Source organism: Nostoc sp. ChiSLP03a, assembly GCF_034531215.2.
Taxonomy (GTDB): Bacteria; Cyanobacteriota; Cyanobacteriia; order Cyanobacteriales; family Nostocaceae; genus Nostoc.
Map to the genome: position 1 here is coordinate 1 of NZ_JAVRBQ020000126.1, position 17,414 is coordinate 17,414.

Consider the following 17,414-nt stretch of genomic DNA (forward strand, 5'->3'; position numbering starts at 1 on the left):
CCCTTCTCGAACTCAGAGGTGAAACGCTGCTGCGGCAACGATAGTTTAGGGGTCGCCCTACGCAAAAATAGCTCGATGCCAGGTTGCATAATTCAAACAAAAGCCCCAAGCTCATCCCGCCTGGGGCTTTTTGTTTCTCATCAAAATCCTAAAGTTTTAACTGTGCTACTATTTATCCCTCTTCTGTCACTCTCCGAGATAAGCAAGTAGTTCAGGAGTGAAATCATCCAGAAGCAAAAAAGGGTTTAAATTGGTTCATGGCACAACTTAGATGATTCAATATTCATCTACGAGCGCAATTGTTGGATGGGCATCTCTTGCCAGATGTTTCAGGATTTGTAATTCTACATCCATTGCCCTACTTACTTACCTGAAGAGAGTTTTTTCTTCTAATATCTTTTATTTAGAATACCCGGAAAGTGACAGAAGAGGGTTATAGCAAATGAAGGGATAGTTAGTGGGACTTAGACAAAAATTAAGCCCAAATAAAACCAAAGAATTTTTATTTCAAGCATTTTCTAAAATCCCCTTGACAACTGGCTCATAACCTTAGCTTGTGACCAATGAATATACAGGTTGATTGAAATGAGGTATTTTCCCAAGACTTGACTAGATTACTAAACTTCATGATTATTAACAATACCAGCTTTATCATCTAGCTGACAGAAGTCCCATAATCCAATAGGCTGATCTTAAAGTGGTTATTTTTAACCAAGTTTATCTGCACAAGAAGATAGGCTTCGTTGCACATTACATTTGGATGACTGTGTAACATGTTGTTATGCTCTATCATCACTTAGTCGTTAATAACTAGTTATTAATACAGAAAATGGCCCTTAAAATTGTTCAGAACTTTGATGGAAGTTTTACTCTTGAAGCACAAGCTCAAGAAACTTTATTCAATTTATTGACAAGCGTTGCTTTCTTGAATCAAATTTGCCAACAATTGGAGTGTGAGCAACTTAATTTTACAAAATTACTTTTCCAACCAGTTCCTTATAGCTTAACTACTACTAAAGGAATGCCAGCAGAATTTGAAAAATATCATGAATCTGATGAGTATGTCATCATTAATGTGCCACCAAATTTCATGTTCAGTGCTAAGATTTTTAAACCCAGCCGCCTTTGTGCAATTTACCAAAAATTTTAAGTAATGAATAATTTTAAAGATAATTTTTTCTAATTCGCAATTTTCAATCCTGAAGGCAAATAGTAAGTTTGATATTTAATGTATGGCTTCTGAAACAAATCTTTCTTCTTTGGCAAGTCTGGAATATATACCTTATATAGACGATCGCGGCCAATTACCCGAACAATTTCAGGGTAAAATCGGAGTATATGCGATCTTTGACCAAGAAAAAGTGCTGCAATTTATAGGATACTCTCGTGATGTTTACCTCAGCCTCAAACAGCATTTAGTTCGTCAGCCACAGCAATGCTATTGGGTCAAAGTTCAAACTATTGAACGCCCTAGTCGTACAATTTTAGAAAATACTGAAAATGCTTGGATTGCTGAAAATGGCAGTGTGCCTTGGGGTAATGGGGATCAAAAGGAAAAATGGACTCATCCCATTGATGTTAAAGTTGCAATGACAGCTGAAGAACAAGCAAAATATGAAAATCCAGCTAATGATGAATTAGCACAAATAAAAGTTCTTAAAAATGTGGCACGCAGAGTAGAAGCAGAAATTTCAACGCAATTGTTAGAAGTGCGCGGTTTGCAAATGCAAATTCGCTTCAATCCTAAATTGAAAGAAGAAGGTTTACTAGATTTGAAATGAAGGTAGTTTTGGGGAAAACTATCTTATGAATATCGCTTGTAATCTCCCATGACAATACAGCTGCTGAACGATCGCTATCAAGTTATCCGCACACTGGGTGCTGGTGGGTTTGGTGAAACTTATCTAGCTGAAGACACCTATATGCCTTCAAAGCGCCATTGTGTGGTTAAACAGCTAAGACCGATTCACAACAATCCCCAAATTTATCAGTTAGTACAAGAGAGGTTTCAACGCGAAGCAGCTATTTTAGAAGAACTCGGTGGCACAAATGACCAAATTCCGGCATTATATGCTTACTTCTCTTCAGGTGGACAATTTTACTTAGTTCAAGAATGGGTTGAAGGGGATACTTTAACCGCAAAAGTCCAGAAGCAGGGGCTATTTAGTGAAGGCGCTGTCCAGGAATTGTTTATGAATTTATTACCCGTCCTGGATTACGTTCACTCTAAGCATATCGTTCACCGCGATATTAAGCCAGATAATATTATTGTGCGTCATCGGGATGCTAAACCAGTGCTGATTGATTTTGGTGCTGTGCGGGAGTCAATGGGAACAGTGGTGAATTCTCAAGGTAATCCTACCAGTTCCATTGTGATTGGTACACCTGGCTATATGCCGAGCGAACAAGCCGCAGGTAGACCAGTTTATTCTAGTGATTTATACAGTTTAGGAATGACGGTAATTTATTTGTTGACTGGTAAACAGGCGCAACAACTAGAAACCGATTCTCAAACGGGTGAAATTGTCTGGCGGCAATATGCGAGTCATGTTAGCCCAATTATGACAAGAGTAATCGATCGGGCGATCGCTTATCATCCACGCGATCGCTATCCCACAGCTAGAGCAATGCTGGATTCTTTGCAGAGCATAGCAAATCCAATTCCACCAACGCAACCCCTGTTAACTCAACCAACTGTAGTCTCTGCACCGCCACCTCAGACAGCATCTGTCAAACCACAGCCTAGCCCTCAAAGTAGACATAGTCAGAATAATATTCTCATAGGCAGTTTGATTGCAGGTGGGTTAATTGGTGCATCTGTGATTATTAGTCAAGTGTTATCCAAATCTTCTCAATCTACAGCAGACAAAACGGTATTACCTTCAGAAACACCGTCAAATATTACAAGTCCAGTGATAGAAACTCCCACATTGACACCAACGACCCTATCTGTTCCAACTCAATCATCTTCCTCAACTACATCAATACCACCTGTTGATAGCACAACTCTCAACAATTATTTCTGGCTTTCTCAAAGACTTGTAACTGATGCAGATTTGGATGGTAAAAGCGGTTTTGAACTCGATATTATGCGAAATTCGATTTTTGCCAGTCATGGTCGCCGTTTTGAGAATATTGAATTGCAAAATTACTTTAATAACCAACTTTGGTATCGTCCTATATATTCACCAAAGACATTTCCAGTTAAATTGCTGACAAAATTAGAGCAACAGAATGTAGAATATATCAACAAATATCAGGTTAATACCGGGTTAAGATATTTTAAATAATTAAGTTTTTCATCATCAGGGAGTGAGGACTGAGGAGAATAGCCAATACTTTTCTACAAAGGCTGTGCTAACGGCTAAATCTCACAGTGAGTAATTGGACAAGTGGATTATAAAAACTGGAGAATTATTCAGTACAAGCGTTTTTATATTTGTATAAGTAATTACTTTAGCTTGGCTTATCAATCGATTTATCATTACTTATTAGATAATATTTAGGTTAGCTGATGTAGCATATCAGACAAAATGAAGGATATTCAATACCTTAAAATCGAAAGATATTAGGGGCTAATCCTAGCGAAATGTATGTGGGGTCAGAACAAAACTGTGTTTGTGTGCCATAAACTACATCTTTAGATACTAGTCAGTTTCCGAACCAGGCATTTATATTTAATATATAAAATTGCTATTTTTCAGATTAGAAATCCATAAGTTAAAGAAATGCCATTTTTATATTTTCTTTGTTATTTTGTATTTAACGGGACAGTTCTTCATGATTTGGTGGGCTTAAATAACAATTAGTTAAACCATTTCTCTTCCCAAAGATGCATGTAAATTGTTTGCATTATGCTTACTTTGCTTTTTAATTTACAAGCAGAGTGCAAATTGACTAAACATATTACATGGCAAGATTTTCAATCGGCAAATAGTTCATATTCACAAGGAAAACCTTGCCTAAAACTATGCTTAAAACACAGAATCAACGTATTTTTCTGCCTGCTTTCATTAAACCTTTAGAAGAAAAAAATCAAACAGCTAGTAAAAAGCAATTTGCTCAACCAAAATTAGATTTACTGCAACCATTACGTCAATGGCTCGACAAAATTGAGATTCAGAATCGGAAATTAGCTAAATTTATTGCTAAATTAATTCCCGCCCAGTGTCCATTTGAGCGTGATGTCATGCTTTTTGGTCGCAAAATAGGACACATTCCGCCAATGTGTAAACTGAATCCGCTTTATAACGAACTTGTCTACTTGCGTTTTCGCGCTTTGTGTTATTTAGTAGATCAGTGTGGAGAAGATATTCAATCTTACTGCTGAATATAACGAGAAATAACTAATATGGAAATTAAAATTGAGCAGCAACTTAAGACTTGAATATTTCAATGAATTAGGTGTATTTAAATGGGAAATTTGGAAAAATGAAGTTTCCAAATTTCATTGGACTTATGATTCTCAAGAAACTTGCTATTTTTTGGAAGGTGACGTACTTGTTACTCCTGATGGCGGAAAACCAGTGCAAATGGGTAAAGGCGATTTAGTCATTTTCCCCGCTGGTATGTCCTGTACATGGTAAATTACAAGTAACGTAAAAAAGCATTATTACTTCGAGTAGTAAAAAATCAAAATTGAGCGACTTTTTTTCTTGATTATCCAGAAAAGCAAGATTTCATAAATCAATTTTGATTTATATTATGGAAGTTTACCGACGAGTATCGTAGGATAAAATGGCAGAATCGGTAAATTGTTTATATATATCTCTGTCAAAACTCGTTGCGACTCCATTACCTAAAAAATATTCGTAGAAATAGATCGTCTAATTCTCTCCAAATTTGGTATAAAACAAAGATCCCCGATTTCGCAAAAGTTGTCGGGGATTTTGTGCGATCGCCAGCAGAGAAAATCCAGAGAGTTCATAATCGTGTTAGTGGGAGTTTAGCAGCAAAATGTTTGATCCCACCGCAATTTTATTGAGGAAAATGATTAAATGTTACTGCATTTAAGTACTTGGCAAGAAGTCGAAGTTTATTTACAGCAGTCAAAGGGGATTATTTTCCCTATTGGTTCTACAGAACAACACGGGCCAACAGGGTTAATTGGTACTGATGCTATTTGTGCAGAAGCGATCGCTCGTGGTGTAGGTGATGCAACCCAAGCGATCGTTGGCCCTACAATCAATGTGGGGATGGCACTACATCATACTGCTTTTCCTGGGTCAATTAGTCTGCGTCCCAGCACTTTAATTCAAGTAGTGCGAGATTATGTAACTTGTTTAGCAAAAGCTGGTTTTAGCAAATTCTACTTTATTAACGGACACGGTGGGAATATTGCTACCCTGAAAGCTGCTTTCTCAGAAACTTATGCTCATTTAGAAGATTTGCAGATTGCCAATGCTCAACAGGTGCAATGTCAAGTGGCAAACTGGTTTATGTGCGGTTCTGTATATAAGCTAGCTAAAGAATTATATGGGGATCAAGAAGGTTCTCATGCAACGCCAAGTGAAGTAGCCCTCACCCAGTACGTTTATCCAGAGGCGATTAAGCAAGCACTCCTTTCACCAGAAGTTGCAAGCGGACATCAGATTTATAGCGCTGCTGACTTTCGAGTGCGTTATCCAGATGGACGTATGGGATCAAATCCGGCTTTAGCAACGCCAGAACATGGTAAGCAATTTTATGATTTGGCAGTTAAAGAACTTAGCAATGGATATTTGGAATTTGTGAACGCAGAATAAAACTCATGAAAAGACATTGTAGAGATGCGAGTAAAATCGTGTCTCTGCATCAAATATCTTAAGAATGATTATTAGACATCTGGTGAAATTAAATATGCGTTATCCAGAATCCTTATAGAGATGCGTTAACGTAGCGGGGCACAATCAGTCCAATTTCGTGTTTTTACCTTCTTGTGGTTCAAAAAGGTAAAAAAGGCTGTAAATTATCTTAGCTGTTAATAATTTGTTCCACTGCAACAGAAACATCTGGGAATGCAAGCGGTTGAATTATTCCTTCGGTCAATGTCAGTTTTGTCACATACTCTCCATGTAAGATTTCTCGATACACCACCAAGTGTAACTTTTTTAGATTGACAACCCAATATTCTAAGATACCTGCTTTTGCATAGATTTTGCTTTTTGTCTCTAAATCCTTTTCTAAACTAGAGTTAGCGTACTCAATCAACCAGAAAATATTTTCTGCATAGGGATGATGCTGTCGATATTCGCGTCCTAAAGGTTGGACAATAGCAATATCTGGTTCGGGTTCCGAGTCGTTGGGTAGAGTAATTGGTTTAGCTTGACGAATTTTAGCGCGTCCAGCCAATAACTTTGCTAAATAGTCACCAGCTTCGCCACTACTATAAGCGTGAGGTTCTCCTTCCGGCGACATTTCGACAATTTCTCCTTTAAGTAGTTCAACTTTGCGATCGCTCAAAATGCCAGCGTCAATCATGCGGTGATATTCGTCAATCGTCCACTTAGCAACTATCACACTCATGACGATTGATTCCTCCTAATAATTCTTAATATTTTTCCATTTTAAAGGTACTTTAGGTGTAATTCAGAATAAGTCGATTGATTGAAGATAAAGATATGCCAGAAAGCATGTGATAATACTGATACACAGGCTGAGGTAACAGCTTGGTAACTATAAAATAGTCGAGTATGCAATTATGTTAAGAGAAATTTCGTTGGTGTTGGCGCAGTCCGCCATAGGCATCGCTACTTTTGTTATTCCCTTAACTAGCTACACCCATAGTCAAGTAACTGCTACCACCACTAATTATCAAATTTCTCAGAATCTTAACAATCAATCAACAGGAATAACTATTGAACGTCTAGGAATAGGTGGGGTAAAACTTTCTATGTCCGAAGCACAAGTCAGAAAAATTTTAGGTAAACCTGTAAAAGTAGAAAATGGCTTTATAGCTGCTATTGGTAAAGTTCGTACTCTGAAATATGCAGGAATCACAGTTGATTTAGATGAAGGTGCTAAACCAGGTAACTTTACTGTTTATCAAATCAAAGCAACTCGTTCTAAATATTCCACCATAGATGGAGTAAAAGTAGGTGACAAACAATCAAAAGTGATTAGAACTTATGGAAAAACTGAAATTTCCCAAAATGGTAAAGTTACTAATTTAAATTATATAGTTGAAAAACCCAGCCCTGGAGGTTTAAATTTTACTGTTGAAAAAGGCAAAATAACAGAAATTTTCTGTTTTTACGTAATGAATTAAGGAATTTTTTTAAGAGAAAAGCAATGCAATGTAAACCTCCTCACTTTATCTGGAGACATCCCACAATTCAGTTCAGGGCAAACCTCTTCAACCCAACCTATCCTATTACTTATTCCGCATAGCGAAGTGTTAAGTAGCCTCTGTTGAAAAAATAAAAACCTCTGCTGCTTGAGTAGGCTAAACAAATAGGTTTTGCTTTGCAATATCCAGGTCCAGAGCAATACCTATAAAAGGCGATCGCTCAGAATACCAGCGTCAATCATGCGGTGATATTCGTCAATCGTTCACTTAGCAACTATCCCACTCATAACGATTGATTCCTCTTAATAATTCTTTATATTTTCTCATTTTAAGGGCACTTCAGGTTTTATTCAGAATCAGTCGATTGATTGAAGATAAAGATATGCATAGGAGCATGTGATAAAACTGATATAAATATTGATTGTGGCATTAGGCTGAGGCGATAGCTGAGTAACTACACTTATAGTCGAGTACTATAATTCTTACTTAATACTAAAGTCGTAACTGAAAAATTCTTATGTCAATTAAAGTTGAAAAGATTAATTATGAGCAGGTTAGTCAAATTCTCTCATCTGAGGAAAGCCACTTTTTAGACTTGAAATCAATAGACATAAAGCCAGCGAAACTAACTCGCTCTCTATCTGCATTTGCAAATGCTAGTGGTGGTGAAGTTTATATTGGAATTGATGAAACTGAAATTGATAGGAAAAATCAACGTACTTGGCGTGGCTTTGCTGATCAAGAAGATGCAAATGCTCATTTGCAGGTTTTTCAGGAACTATTCCCACTAGGTCAGTACTATAGCTATACCTTCTTGTCCTGTGATAGTTGTTTAGGGCTAGTTCTTCAAATAGACATTAACAAAACGCGAGAAATCGTTAAAGCTTTGGACAAGCCTATTCCATATTTGCGACTTGGAGCACAAAATCTCCCACAGGATACAGAAGAAAAACTTGCACGCCTCAAGCTTGACAAGGGTATAGATTCTTTTGAGACATCTACAGTCAAGGCTAATATAGAAGTTATTACAAACTCTCTTCCTATTCTTAATTTTATGCTTCGCGTGATACCGTCAGCAGAGCCAGAACAGTGGTTAAAAAAACAACAGTTGATTATTAATGGAAAGCCAACTGTTGCTGGTGTTCTTCTTTTCTCTGAGGAACCACAAGCTTTACTACCGAAAAGATGCGGAGTTAAAGTCTATAGATACAAGACTGCTGATGAAGAAGGTCGGAGGGAGAATTTGGCTTTTGATCCGATAACCATTGAAGGCTGCTTGTACGATCAAATTATTGAGGCAGTAAAGAAGACAAAGAATATAGTTGAAGAAATCCCAAAATTGGAAGCAGGAAGGTTACAACATATCGAATATCCTGATGAGGTTTTACATGAAATTATTACTAATGCAGTGCTTCATAGGGACTATAGCATTTTAAAAGACGTGCAAATTCGCATCTTTGATAATCGTGTAGAAGTTGAAAGTCCCGGTAGATTACCCGGACATATCACAATAGATAACATTTTGAAAGAACAGTTTGCGAGGAATGGTGTAATAGTACGCCTTATTAACAGATTTCCTGAAGCACCCAATAAAGACGTGGGTGAGGGTTTAAACACAGCTTTTGATGCGATGACTCGTTTAAGACTTAAGGTTCCTGTTATTCTTGAACAAGAAAACTCAGTAACTGTTTATATTCGACATGAACCCCTTGCTTCCATTGAATCAACAATTATGGAATACTTAAATGATCATGAAAATGTAACTAACAAAATTGCACGACAAATCGCCAGTGTAGATTCTGAAAGTACTATCAAAGCGGCTTTTAATAGACTTAGAGAGCAGGGTCTGATTGAACTAGTACCAGGAACTAAAACTGTTACTTCGGCTTGGCGTAAAGTTCAATAAGCAAATTATCAAATAACACAAAAAACGGTAGAGCAATAAATACTCTACCGTTTTCTAATTTTCTATTTGAGATTTAAATCCCAAACCCTAAATCTTACTCAACGCCTTGGGGCAATAATTCCCGACGCTGTTGAGAACTAACTTGCACAACGCCATTTTCATCCACATCAACCAAGGCTGTATCACCATCCTTAATACGACCAGACAGAATTTCTTCTGCTAGGCTATCTTCTAACAGGCGCATAATTGCCCGACGTAATGGCCTTGCGCCGTAGCTGGGACTGTAACCTTCTTGAATCAACCGATCCTTGAAGCGATCGCTAACTTCTAAGGTGATACCCTTTTCAGTGAGACGACCAAATACTTCCTTGAGCATAATTTCGGCGATTTGGGTCACCTCCGGCTTGCTCAACTGACGGAAGACGATAATTTCATCGAGTCGGTTGAGGAATTCTGGACGGAAGTACTGCTTCAATTCTTCGTTCACCAAAGAGCGAATCCGGTTGTAAGTTGACTCGCTAGCATCTTCGGAGAATTCAAAGCCGATACCGCTACCGCCTTTTTCAATTACCTTAGAACCAATATTGGAAGTTAAAATCAGCAAGGTGTTCTTAAAGTCCACCGTGCGACCTTTAGCATCAGTTAACCGACCGTCTTCCAAAATTTGCAGCAGCATGTTGAATACATCGGGGTGGGCTTTTTCGATTTCGTCGAATAACACCACGGTGTAAGGACGCCGCCGCACGGCTTCGGTCAGCTGACCACCTTCGTTATAACCAACATAACCTGGAGGCGAACCAATCAGCTTGCTGACGGTGTGACGCTCCATGTATTCAGACATATCTAAGCGGATCATCGCTTCTTCGGAACCAAAGAAGTAGGCAGCCAATGACTTCGCCAACTCGGTTTTACCTACACCAGTAGGCCCAGAGAAGACAAAGCTAGCTATGGGTCGATTGGGATTTTTCAAACCGACACGAGCGCGACGAATTGCCCGTGAAACTGCTTTCACAGCTTCGTCTTGACCAATTAAACGCTGATGCAAGGTGTCTTCCATGTGCAGCAGCTTTTCAGATTCAGATTCGGTGAGTTTGTTCACCGGTACCCCAGTCCAAGAAGCGACAATGTGGGCAATGTCTTCTTCTGTAACTACGGGTTCTTCATGTTCAGAGCCAGTTGCATTGGTCTTGCTTTGAGCGATCGCCCGGATTTCGGCTTTGATTTCCATTTCGCGATCGCGCAATTCTCCAGCTTTGTCAAAGTCTTGAGAGCGCACCGCGTCATCTTTTTCTTTTAATATCTGACGCAGCTCTTTGTCTAACTCTTTGGCTGCGGGTGGCAGCTGGGAGTTAATCAAGCGCACTCTAGAACCAGCTTCATCAACCAAGTCGATGGCTTTATCTGGGAGGTAGCGATCGCTAATGTAACGATCTGACAATTTCGCCGCCGCTACCAATGCTTCGTCAGAGATTTTCAGTTTGTGGTGTTGCTCGTAGCGTTCGCGCAAACCATATAAAATTTCAATTGTTTCATCAACTGTAGGTTCGCCAACCATTACTGGTTGGAAACGTCGCTCTAGCGCTGCATCTCGCTCGATGTGCTTCCGGTATTCATCTAGGGTTGTAGCACCGATGCACTGCAACTCACCTCTAGCCAAAGCTGGCTTGAGGATATTTGCTGCGTCAATCGCACCTTCTGCCGCACCCGCACCAATTAAGGTGTGTACCTCATCAATCACGAGAATGACATTACCCGCCGAGCGGATTTCATCCATGATTTTTTTCAAGCGTTCTTCAAATTCACCTCGATACTTTGTTCCTGCTACAAGCAAACCAATATCTAAGGTGACGACGCGTTTATCTTCCAGGATGTCAGGGACATCTTTAGTGGCAATGCGTGAAGCTAAACCTTCTGCAATTGCAGTCTTACCAACCCCTGGTTCCCCAATCAGCACTGGGTTATTTTTGGTTCGGCGACCCAATATCTGGATCACTCGCTCAATTTCCTTGGCGCGTCCTACCACCGGATCGAGCTTATTGTCTATTGCCATTTGGGTCAGGTTTGAACCAAATTCATCCAGAGTAGGAGTTTTTGTGCGCCCGGATGAACCGCCTGGTGAAACTTCGGCAGTTTCTCCCAACATCCGAATGACTTGGGTTCTTACCTTAGATAGATCCACACCGAGGTTTTCTAGCACCCTGGCTGCGACGCCTTCCCCTTCGCGGATTAGGCCCAACAGCAGATGCTCGGTGCCAATGTAGTTATGCCCTAGTTGGCGTGCTTCTTCTAGGGAAAGTTCTAAAACTCGCTTCGCCCGTGGCGTAAACGGAATTTCCACGGCAACAAAGCCCGATCCCCGTCCTATAATTTTTTCAACTTCAATTCGGGCATCTTTGAGATTGACGCCCATTGATTTCAGCACCTTAGCAGCCACTCCAGTGCCTTCGCCAATCAGACCCAGGAGGATCTGCTCGGTTCCGACAAAGTTGTGACCTAAACGGCGGGCCTCTTCTTGGGCCAGCATGATTACCTTAATGGCTTTTTCTGTGAAGCGCTCAAACATGGCTTTATCCCATCATCTGCGGTCGTGCCGGTATGCTGATTTTAGCACAGGCAAAGCTTTTGGATGCCTGTATAACAGATTATAGACATCCTGAACCTATGACTTGGGTTGATGGACTAATTGTTAACTATTGACTACTTCTATGTTGCTAGTGTACTGAGGAGCTTTAGTTTACCAGCGTTTTTGGGATTTATTACAAACAGTTCACTGCTTAGATTAAGGGTTTTTTGACTCAATCCCAAACATTTATATTTAACATATATATTTTTTCATATCAAGCAAAAATAATTAATATATAATTTATTTATATAATTGAATTTTTTAATAAAATATTTAAATAAAAATAGGTACGGCAAAGTTACATTTTTTTGCTGAAGCCGATCGCAAGCCCTAATAGTTCAAAATTACTCATACCCAACTAAATAGGTAGGTACAAATAAAGCTAACTATATAACAAAATGTAAAACCTTCAAAACCCATGTAATTGCTACCCTTCGGGAACGCTCCGCGAACACTTTGCTTTGCTCCGTACCTTTCAAGAACGCTAGGGGCGAACGCAATAATATAGTCGTACATCTTCTCGCGGACTTACTTAAAAAGCAAGTGCCAAGAGGATTTTTCGAGGCGATCGCTGACAATGGAATACCACTGGTCTAAAGTTGCTTGAAATTTCGGGTGTTGTAAATCTGGAAGCCAAAGGATTAAAGCGTCCTCATCGTTATCTTGGTAGTAACGCCGCCGTCGCCCAGCTGTTTTGAAGCCAAATTTTTGATATAAAGATATAGCCCCCAGGTTGGAAGCTCGTACTTCGAGGGTAGCTCGCTCCATTTTGCGATCGCAAGCTGTCTTAATGAGTGAATATAATAAAGCCGCGCCCATTCCTTGACGCTGATATTCGGGATGAACTGCCAAAATTGTAATATGGGCTTCCTCTAAAATTGACCAAAAGCAACCCATTCCTAGCAAACTTGTGCTGGAGGAGGAAGAAAATAAACCGAGTAAATCGCTGTTGGGACTATCCAATTCTCGTTTGTAGCCCTCCAGAGTCCAAAGTCCGCCAAAACAAGCTCGATCGAGTTCCAAAATAGCAGTGAGATTTTCTAGTGTCAGTAATTTAATTTCTAAGTCTAATGAAATCACATTTATTGAATAACGTTACAAACCCTTTGTAAACTGGGAATCGGGAGACGAACTCAAAGCCCGTAATTTGAACAAGGAAAACTTTTATAGTTATGGTATCGACTCACCCCACTGGGGTTCAACATTCTGGAAGTCAATATTTACCTCAAAGGCACGACACCAGTGCAAATCCATCGCCTAATCAAGAACTTTTACCCTTGACTGCCAGAGTTCATGATCGTGACCTCTTGGAAATTGGTGGGTGTGATGTCACAACCCTAGTTGAGCAGTTTGGTTCACCTTTATATATTTTAGATGAAGAAACCCTGCGTTCGGCTTGTCAGCAATACCGAGATGCTTTCAAGCAATACTACAAGGGTGAATCTCAAGTATTGTACGCCTCAAAAGCTTGGAATTGTTTAGCAGTTTGTGCGATCGCCGCTTCTGAGGGTCTGGGAATCGATGTAGTTTCTGGAGGCGAACTTTACACCGCCTTACAAGCGGGTGTTAGTCCCCAGAAAATTTACCTTCATGGAAATAATAAATCTCGTGAAGAATTAATTCTAGCGATCGAGTCTGGTGTTACCGTTGTGGCGGATAACTGGTATGAGTTGCATACCCTTGTGGAAATCGCCCAAACCGATCAAGCAATCCGCATCATGCTACGGCTAACTCCCGGTATTGAGTGCCACACTCACGAATATATTCGCACGGGACACTTAGATAGTAAATTTGGCTTTGATCCCAACGATTTAGATGAAGTTTTTACCTTTGTCAGTCAACAACCTGCGCTCAATTGCGTAGGAGTACACGCTCATATTGGTTCTCAAATTTTTGAGCGCCAACCGCATCAAGATTTGGCGGCTGTTATGGTGCAATGGCTCCGGGATGCCAGGAAGTATGGTTTAAATATTACAGAGTTAAATGTTGGTGGCGGTTTAGGGATTAAATATATAGAATCAGACGATCCCCCCAGCATTGAAGAATGGGTCAAGTCGATTTGTGAAGTAATTCAAGCAGCTTGTGCAGCCGAAAATCTGCCTTTGCCAAAATTACTTAGCGAGCCGGGGCGATCGCTAATTGCCACAGCTTGCGTCACTGCTTATACTATTGGTTCATCCAAAGTTATCCCAGAAATTCGTACCTATGTAGCGATCGATGGGGGAATGTCTGATAATCCCCGACCGATTACTTACCAATCAGTTTATCGGGCAGTAGTTGCCAATAAAATGTCTTCACCTTTAACCCAAACAGTCACAATTGCTGGTAAACATTGTGAATCAGGAGATATTCTGATTAAAAATGCTCTACTCCCAAAGACTGAACCAGGGGATATTCTCGTAGTTATGGGAACTGGTGCGTACAATTACAGTATGGCATCTAACTACAACCGCTTGCCTCGACCGGCAGCAGTCGTAGTGGCAAATGGCGAAGCAAATTTAATTTTGCAACGTGAAACTTATGAAGATTTAATTCGACAAGATCGCCTACCAGAAAGACTAAAGAAATAGTCATTTGTCCTTGGTCATTAGTCATTGGTCATTTGCAAATGACCAAGGACAAATGACAAAGGACAAATAACAAATGACCAACTGTAAATTAGAGGCAAAAGTTTAATCCAGATGTCATGAGAGATTGGTGGAAGCAATGGCTGACAAACCTGGGGTGGTCACAGTCCTTGCTACTTGGGACTCTGGATATTGTGTTAGTGCTGGCGCTGACGTACATGATACTAGTTATTATTAGTGAGCGCCGGACACTATGGATGGTGCGAGGATTCATTATCTTAATGCTAGCCTCAGCACTCAGTGGCAGATTCGGACTACCTCTGCTAAGTTTTGTACTAGAAAAGTTGGTGATTGGTTGTGCTGTAGCGATGGCAGTTGCTCTACAGTCAGAGTTTCGGCGGTTTTTGGAGCAATTGGGGCGTGGCGAATTCCGCCAGATGTTTCAACCCGACCGTCTGGCAATCCCCAAATCTGATAGCGTAATTGATGAAATTGTTGAGGCTGTTAAAGAATTGTCAAAAAACCGCATTGGAGCTTTACTAATTGTGGAAACCACAGGGCCAATTGATGAGCGAGATTTTTCTGTGCCAGGAGTAAAGCTAAATGCGGAAGTTTCTAAAGAACTAATCCAGACAATTTTTCAGCCGAAAACTTTGTTACACGATGGAGCAACATTGGTTCGTGGCTCACGGATCGTGTCATCAGGTATAATTTTACCACTTTCGGGACGCACAGCCTCGCGCCAGCTGGGAACACGCCACCGGGCAGCAATGGGAATTACTGAGCGGGTCGAAAATTGCATTTGTGTTGTTGTCTCTGAAGAAACGGGTTCTATTTCCTTAGCGGAACGGGGAACCCTAAATAGACCGCTGACGATTAGGAAACTGAAAGAGTCATTAGAGGCTGTTTTGTCCCCAACCGTGGATAGGGAAGCAGTTGCTCCTGGTCTGTTGAGTTTTGTTCGTCGGATAGGTGGGAAGACACTAACACTAGTTTCACGTTTACTCAGATTACCATCGACCGCTTCTCGAGATAAAAAATGACACTACAACAAACTAAACTGCAAGATTTACCTACCGATTTAAAACGAGAACTATTGCCGCAGCACGTTGCGGTGATTATGGATGGTAATGGTCGATGGGCTAAACGTCAGGGTCTACCCCGAATTATGGGTCATAAGCGAGGAGTAGATGCTCTCAAGGATTTACTTCGCTGCTGTCAGGATTGGGGAATTCAGGCACTGACAGCTTATGCTTTTTCAACGGAGAATTGGAAAAGACCGCAGGAAGAAGTAGATTTTTTGATGACTCTGTTTCAAAGAGTTTTGCGCCAAGAACTGCGGGAAATGATAGAAGAGAATGTTCAAATTAAGTTTGTAGGGAATTTGCAAGACCTGCCACGATCGCTTCAACAAGAAATTTTCCGTTCAATGGAAGAAACTAAGGATAATCGCGGTATCCGGTTTTCGGTAGCAACTAATTATGGCGGACGGCAGGAAATCTTACAAGCTTGTCAAGCGATCGCAAAACTTGTCCAGCAAGGTATGCTACAACCCAATGAAATTAATGAACACGTCTTTGAAAGCCACTTATACACAGCCGGAATGACTGACCCAGATTTGTTAATTCGCACAAGCGGAGAAATGCGTCTTTCTAATTTTCTTCTCTGGCAAATGGCTTATGGAGAAATTTATATTAGCGATACTCTCTGGCCCGATTTTGACCGTGCTGAGTTCCACCGTGCCCTGTGTGCCTACCAACAACGGGAGCGGCGATTTGGGAAAGTCTAAATCTGCTTACGCAATTAGACTATATACACAATAGCTAAATAGTATAAAAAAGTAATTATAGCAAAGTGCTGTTAGCGGATAGCTAAGGTTTAGCCCATGCTGAGTAAAAACCCAGTTTTGTCAAGGCTTTGAGCGCTCAACACTGTTCTAACCTATGTGACTACGGCTATAAATAAAATTAAATATTTTTTGGTGGTCGCAGTTTCTTGGAATTCATTGGGCCGAGAATTTGATTCAGGCTACTCAACTGCTCTGCTGTACCCATACCAATTAGCCGATCTCCCGGCATTAAAATCGTATCGCCAGTGGGGCCACCGATTAAAGTCCCATCAACACGGTGAATTGCCAGAACCAATGCTCCAGATTGCGATCGCAATCTCGCCTTTTGCAAACTTTGACCCACAACAGGACAAAAAGCCGGGTCGAGTAAAAATTCTTCCATATACAACTGGCGGTCTGCACCAGTCAAAATCCCATCTACAAAGTCCAATACTTGGGGTCTGAGAGCCGCAGCAGCCATGCGCTTCCCACCAGTAATATAGGGGGATATCACTTCATCTGCACCACCGCGTCGTAACTTCTGCAAAGCTTCTTCTGTACTTGCCCGTGCGATCACCCGAATTCCTGAATTCAGCGTTTTTGCTGATAATACGATGTATAAATTTTCAGCATCAGAGGGAAGGGCTGCAACAATACACATCGCCCGTTCAATACCAACTTTTAGGAGTGTGTCATCTAATGTAGCGTCACCTTGGTATGCTGTATAACCTTCAGCTTGCGCCCTTTGGATTGATTCAGTCTCCGAATCAATTACTACAAAAGCTACACCTTCTGTCCGAAATTCCTTGGCAATTTGCCGACCAGTCCGACTAAATCCACAGATGATGTAGTGTTCTGTTAAGGATTCCATTAACCGCCTCTGTTGTTGTAGCCGAATTCCTTCTTGAAAATACCCTTGAATGATCGCTTCTGTAAATCTGTTGACAATGTAACCGATATTGACTACACCCAACAAAATCAGGGCAATTGTAAATAATCGTCCTCGGCTACCGAGTGGGTGCGTCTCTCCGTATCCCACAGTGGCTAAGGTGATAACTGTCATGTAAGCTGCATCTTCCCATGACCAGCCCTCCACTAACCAGTACCACAAAGTGCCAATGAAGAAAACACCACCAAGAGCGATCGCCCCAGCCATCAACTCTTTTTGGATACGTTGATATTTTTGCTCAAGTGTTGAGAATGACGTAAAAATAGTACTTTTA

General features: G+C 40.6%; 15 protein-coding genes and 1 pseudogene. 12 read left to right on the plus strand and 4 right to left on the minus strand.

Annotation, left to right across the window (positions count from 1 at the left end; all coding sequences use genetic code 11):
* The 7 genes and pseudogenes from RMY32_RS20370 to RMY32_RS20400 all read left to right on the plus strand — a co-directional run.
* On the plus strand, positions 1-210 hold a 210-nt coding region (locus RMY32_RS20370; RefSeq protein WP_322711587.1), incomplete at its 5' end, for a hypothetical protein.
* Between the two features lie 619 nt (positions 211-829).
* Positions 830-1,150 carry a hypothetical protein gene (locus RMY32_RS20375; RefSeq protein WP_322711588.1) on the plus strand — a complete coding sequence of 107 codons (321 nt, stop codon included), beginning with the start codon at positions 830-832 and terminating at the stop codon, positions 1,148-1,150.
* 82 nt (positions 1,151-1,232) lie between these two features.
* Entirely contained in the window at positions 1,233-1,781 is a 549-nt protein-coding gene (locus RMY32_RS20380) for a GIY-YIG nuclease family protein (protein WP_322711589.1), read from the plus strand.
* Between the two features lie 48 nt (positions 1,782-1,829).
* Positions 1,830-3,290: a protein kinase domain-containing protein gene (locus RMY32_RS20385; RefSeq protein ID WP_322711590.1), complete on the plus strand. Its 1,461-nt coding sequence runs from the start codon at positions 1,830-1,832 to the stop codon at positions 3,288-3,290.
* Positions 3,291-3,970: 680 nt separating this feature from the next.
* Positions 3,971-4,330, plus strand: a complete 360-nt coding sequence (locus RMY32_RS20390; protein WP_322675624.1) for a Mo-dependent nitrogenase C-terminal domain-containing protein — start codon at positions 3,971-3,973, stop codon at positions 4,328-4,330.
* 21 nt (positions 4,331-4,351) lie between these two features.
* Positions 4,352-4,586: pseudogene (locus RMY32_RS20395) on the plus strand (cupin domain-containing protein).
* 411 nt (positions 4,587-4,997) lie between these two features.
* Positions 4,998-5,744 (plus strand): creatininase family protein, encoded by a 747-nt coding sequence (locus RMY32_RS20400; protein ID WP_322711592.1) that lies wholly within the window; start codon positions 4,998-5,000, stop codon positions 5,742-5,744.
* Positions 5,745-5,952: 208 nt separating this feature from the next.
* On the opposite strand, the gene RMY32_RS20405 is transcribed toward RMY32_RS20400, so the two are convergent.
* On the minus strand, positions 5,953-6,504 hold the full coding sequence (locus tag RMY32_RS20405; RefSeq protein WP_322711593.1) for a Uma2 family endonuclease: 552 nt from the start codon (positions 6,502-6,504) through the stop codon (positions 5,953-5,955).
* Positions 6,505-6,679: 175 nt separating this feature from the next.
* On the opposite strand from RMY32_RS20405, the gene RMY32_RS20410 reads away from it, so the two are divergent.
* Together RMY32_RS20410 and RMY32_RS20415 are read left to right on the plus strand one after the other, a co-directional pair.
* Positions 6,680-7,246 carry a hypothetical protein gene (locus RMY32_RS20410; protein ID WP_322711594.1) on the plus strand — a complete coding sequence of 189 codons (567 nt, stop codon included), beginning with the start codon at positions 6,680-6,682 and terminating at the stop codon, positions 7,244-7,246.
* A 538-nt stretch (positions 7,247-7,784) separates the two neighbouring features.
* Entirely contained in the window at positions 7,785-9,173 is a 1,389-nt protein-coding gene (locus RMY32_RS20415; protein ID WP_322711595.1) for an ATP-binding protein, read from the plus strand.
* Positions 9,174-9,267: 94 nt separating this feature from the next.
* On the opposite strand, the gene RMY32_RS20420 is transcribed toward RMY32_RS20415, so the two are convergent.
* Together RMY32_RS20420 and rimI are read right to left on the minus strand one after the other, a co-directional pair.
* A complete protein-coding gene (locus tag RMY32_RS20420; RefSeq protein ID WP_322711596.1) occupies positions 9,268-11,736 on the minus strand; it encodes an ATP-dependent Clp protease ATP-binding subunit in 2,469 nt (822 codons plus the stop codon).
* Between the two features lie 588 nt (positions 11,737-12,324).
* Positions 12,325-12,876: a ribosomal protein S18-alanine N-acetyltransferase gene (gene rimI / locus RMY32_RS20425; protein ID WP_322711597.1), complete on the minus strand. Its 552-nt coding sequence runs from the start codon at positions 12,874-12,876 to the stop codon at positions 12,325-12,327.
* Between the two features lie 92 nt (positions 12,877-12,968).
* Between rimI and lysA the strand changes: the two genes are divergently transcribed.
* The 3 genes from lysA to RMY32_RS20440 all read left to right on the plus strand — a co-directional run bounded on the left by lysA (position 12,969) and on the right by RMY32_RS20440 (position 16,152).
* Positions 12,969-14,366 (plus strand): diaminopimelate decarboxylase, encoded by a 1,398-nt coding sequence (lysA, locus tag RMY32_RS20430; protein ID WP_322711598.1) that lies wholly within the window; start codon positions 12,969-12,971, stop codon positions 14,364-14,366.
* Positions 14,367-14,482: 116 nt separating this feature from the next.
* A complete protein-coding gene (cdaA, locus tag RMY32_RS20435; RefSeq protein WP_322711599.1) occupies positions 14,483-15,406 on the plus strand; it encodes a diadenylate cyclase CdaA in 924 nt (307 codons plus the stop codon).
* The gene (locus tag RMY32_RS20440; RefSeq protein WP_322711600.1) at positions 15,403-16,152 is read left to right on the plus strand and encodes an isoprenyl transferase; all 750 of its coding nucleotides are present in this window, start codon (positions 15,403-15,405) and stop codon (positions 16,150-16,152) included. The genes cdaA and RMY32_RS20440 overlap by 4 nt, the downstream gene beginning before the upstream one ends.
* Before the next feature lie 178 nt (positions 16,153-16,330).
* On the opposite strand, the gene RMY32_RS20445 is transcribed toward RMY32_RS20440, so the two are convergent.
* A complete protein-coding gene (locus tag RMY32_RS20445; protein ID WP_322711601.1) occupies positions 16,331-17,347 on the minus strand; it encodes a potassium channel family protein in 1,017 nt (338 codons plus the stop codon).
* Positions 17,348-17,414 lie beyond the last annotated feature (67 nt).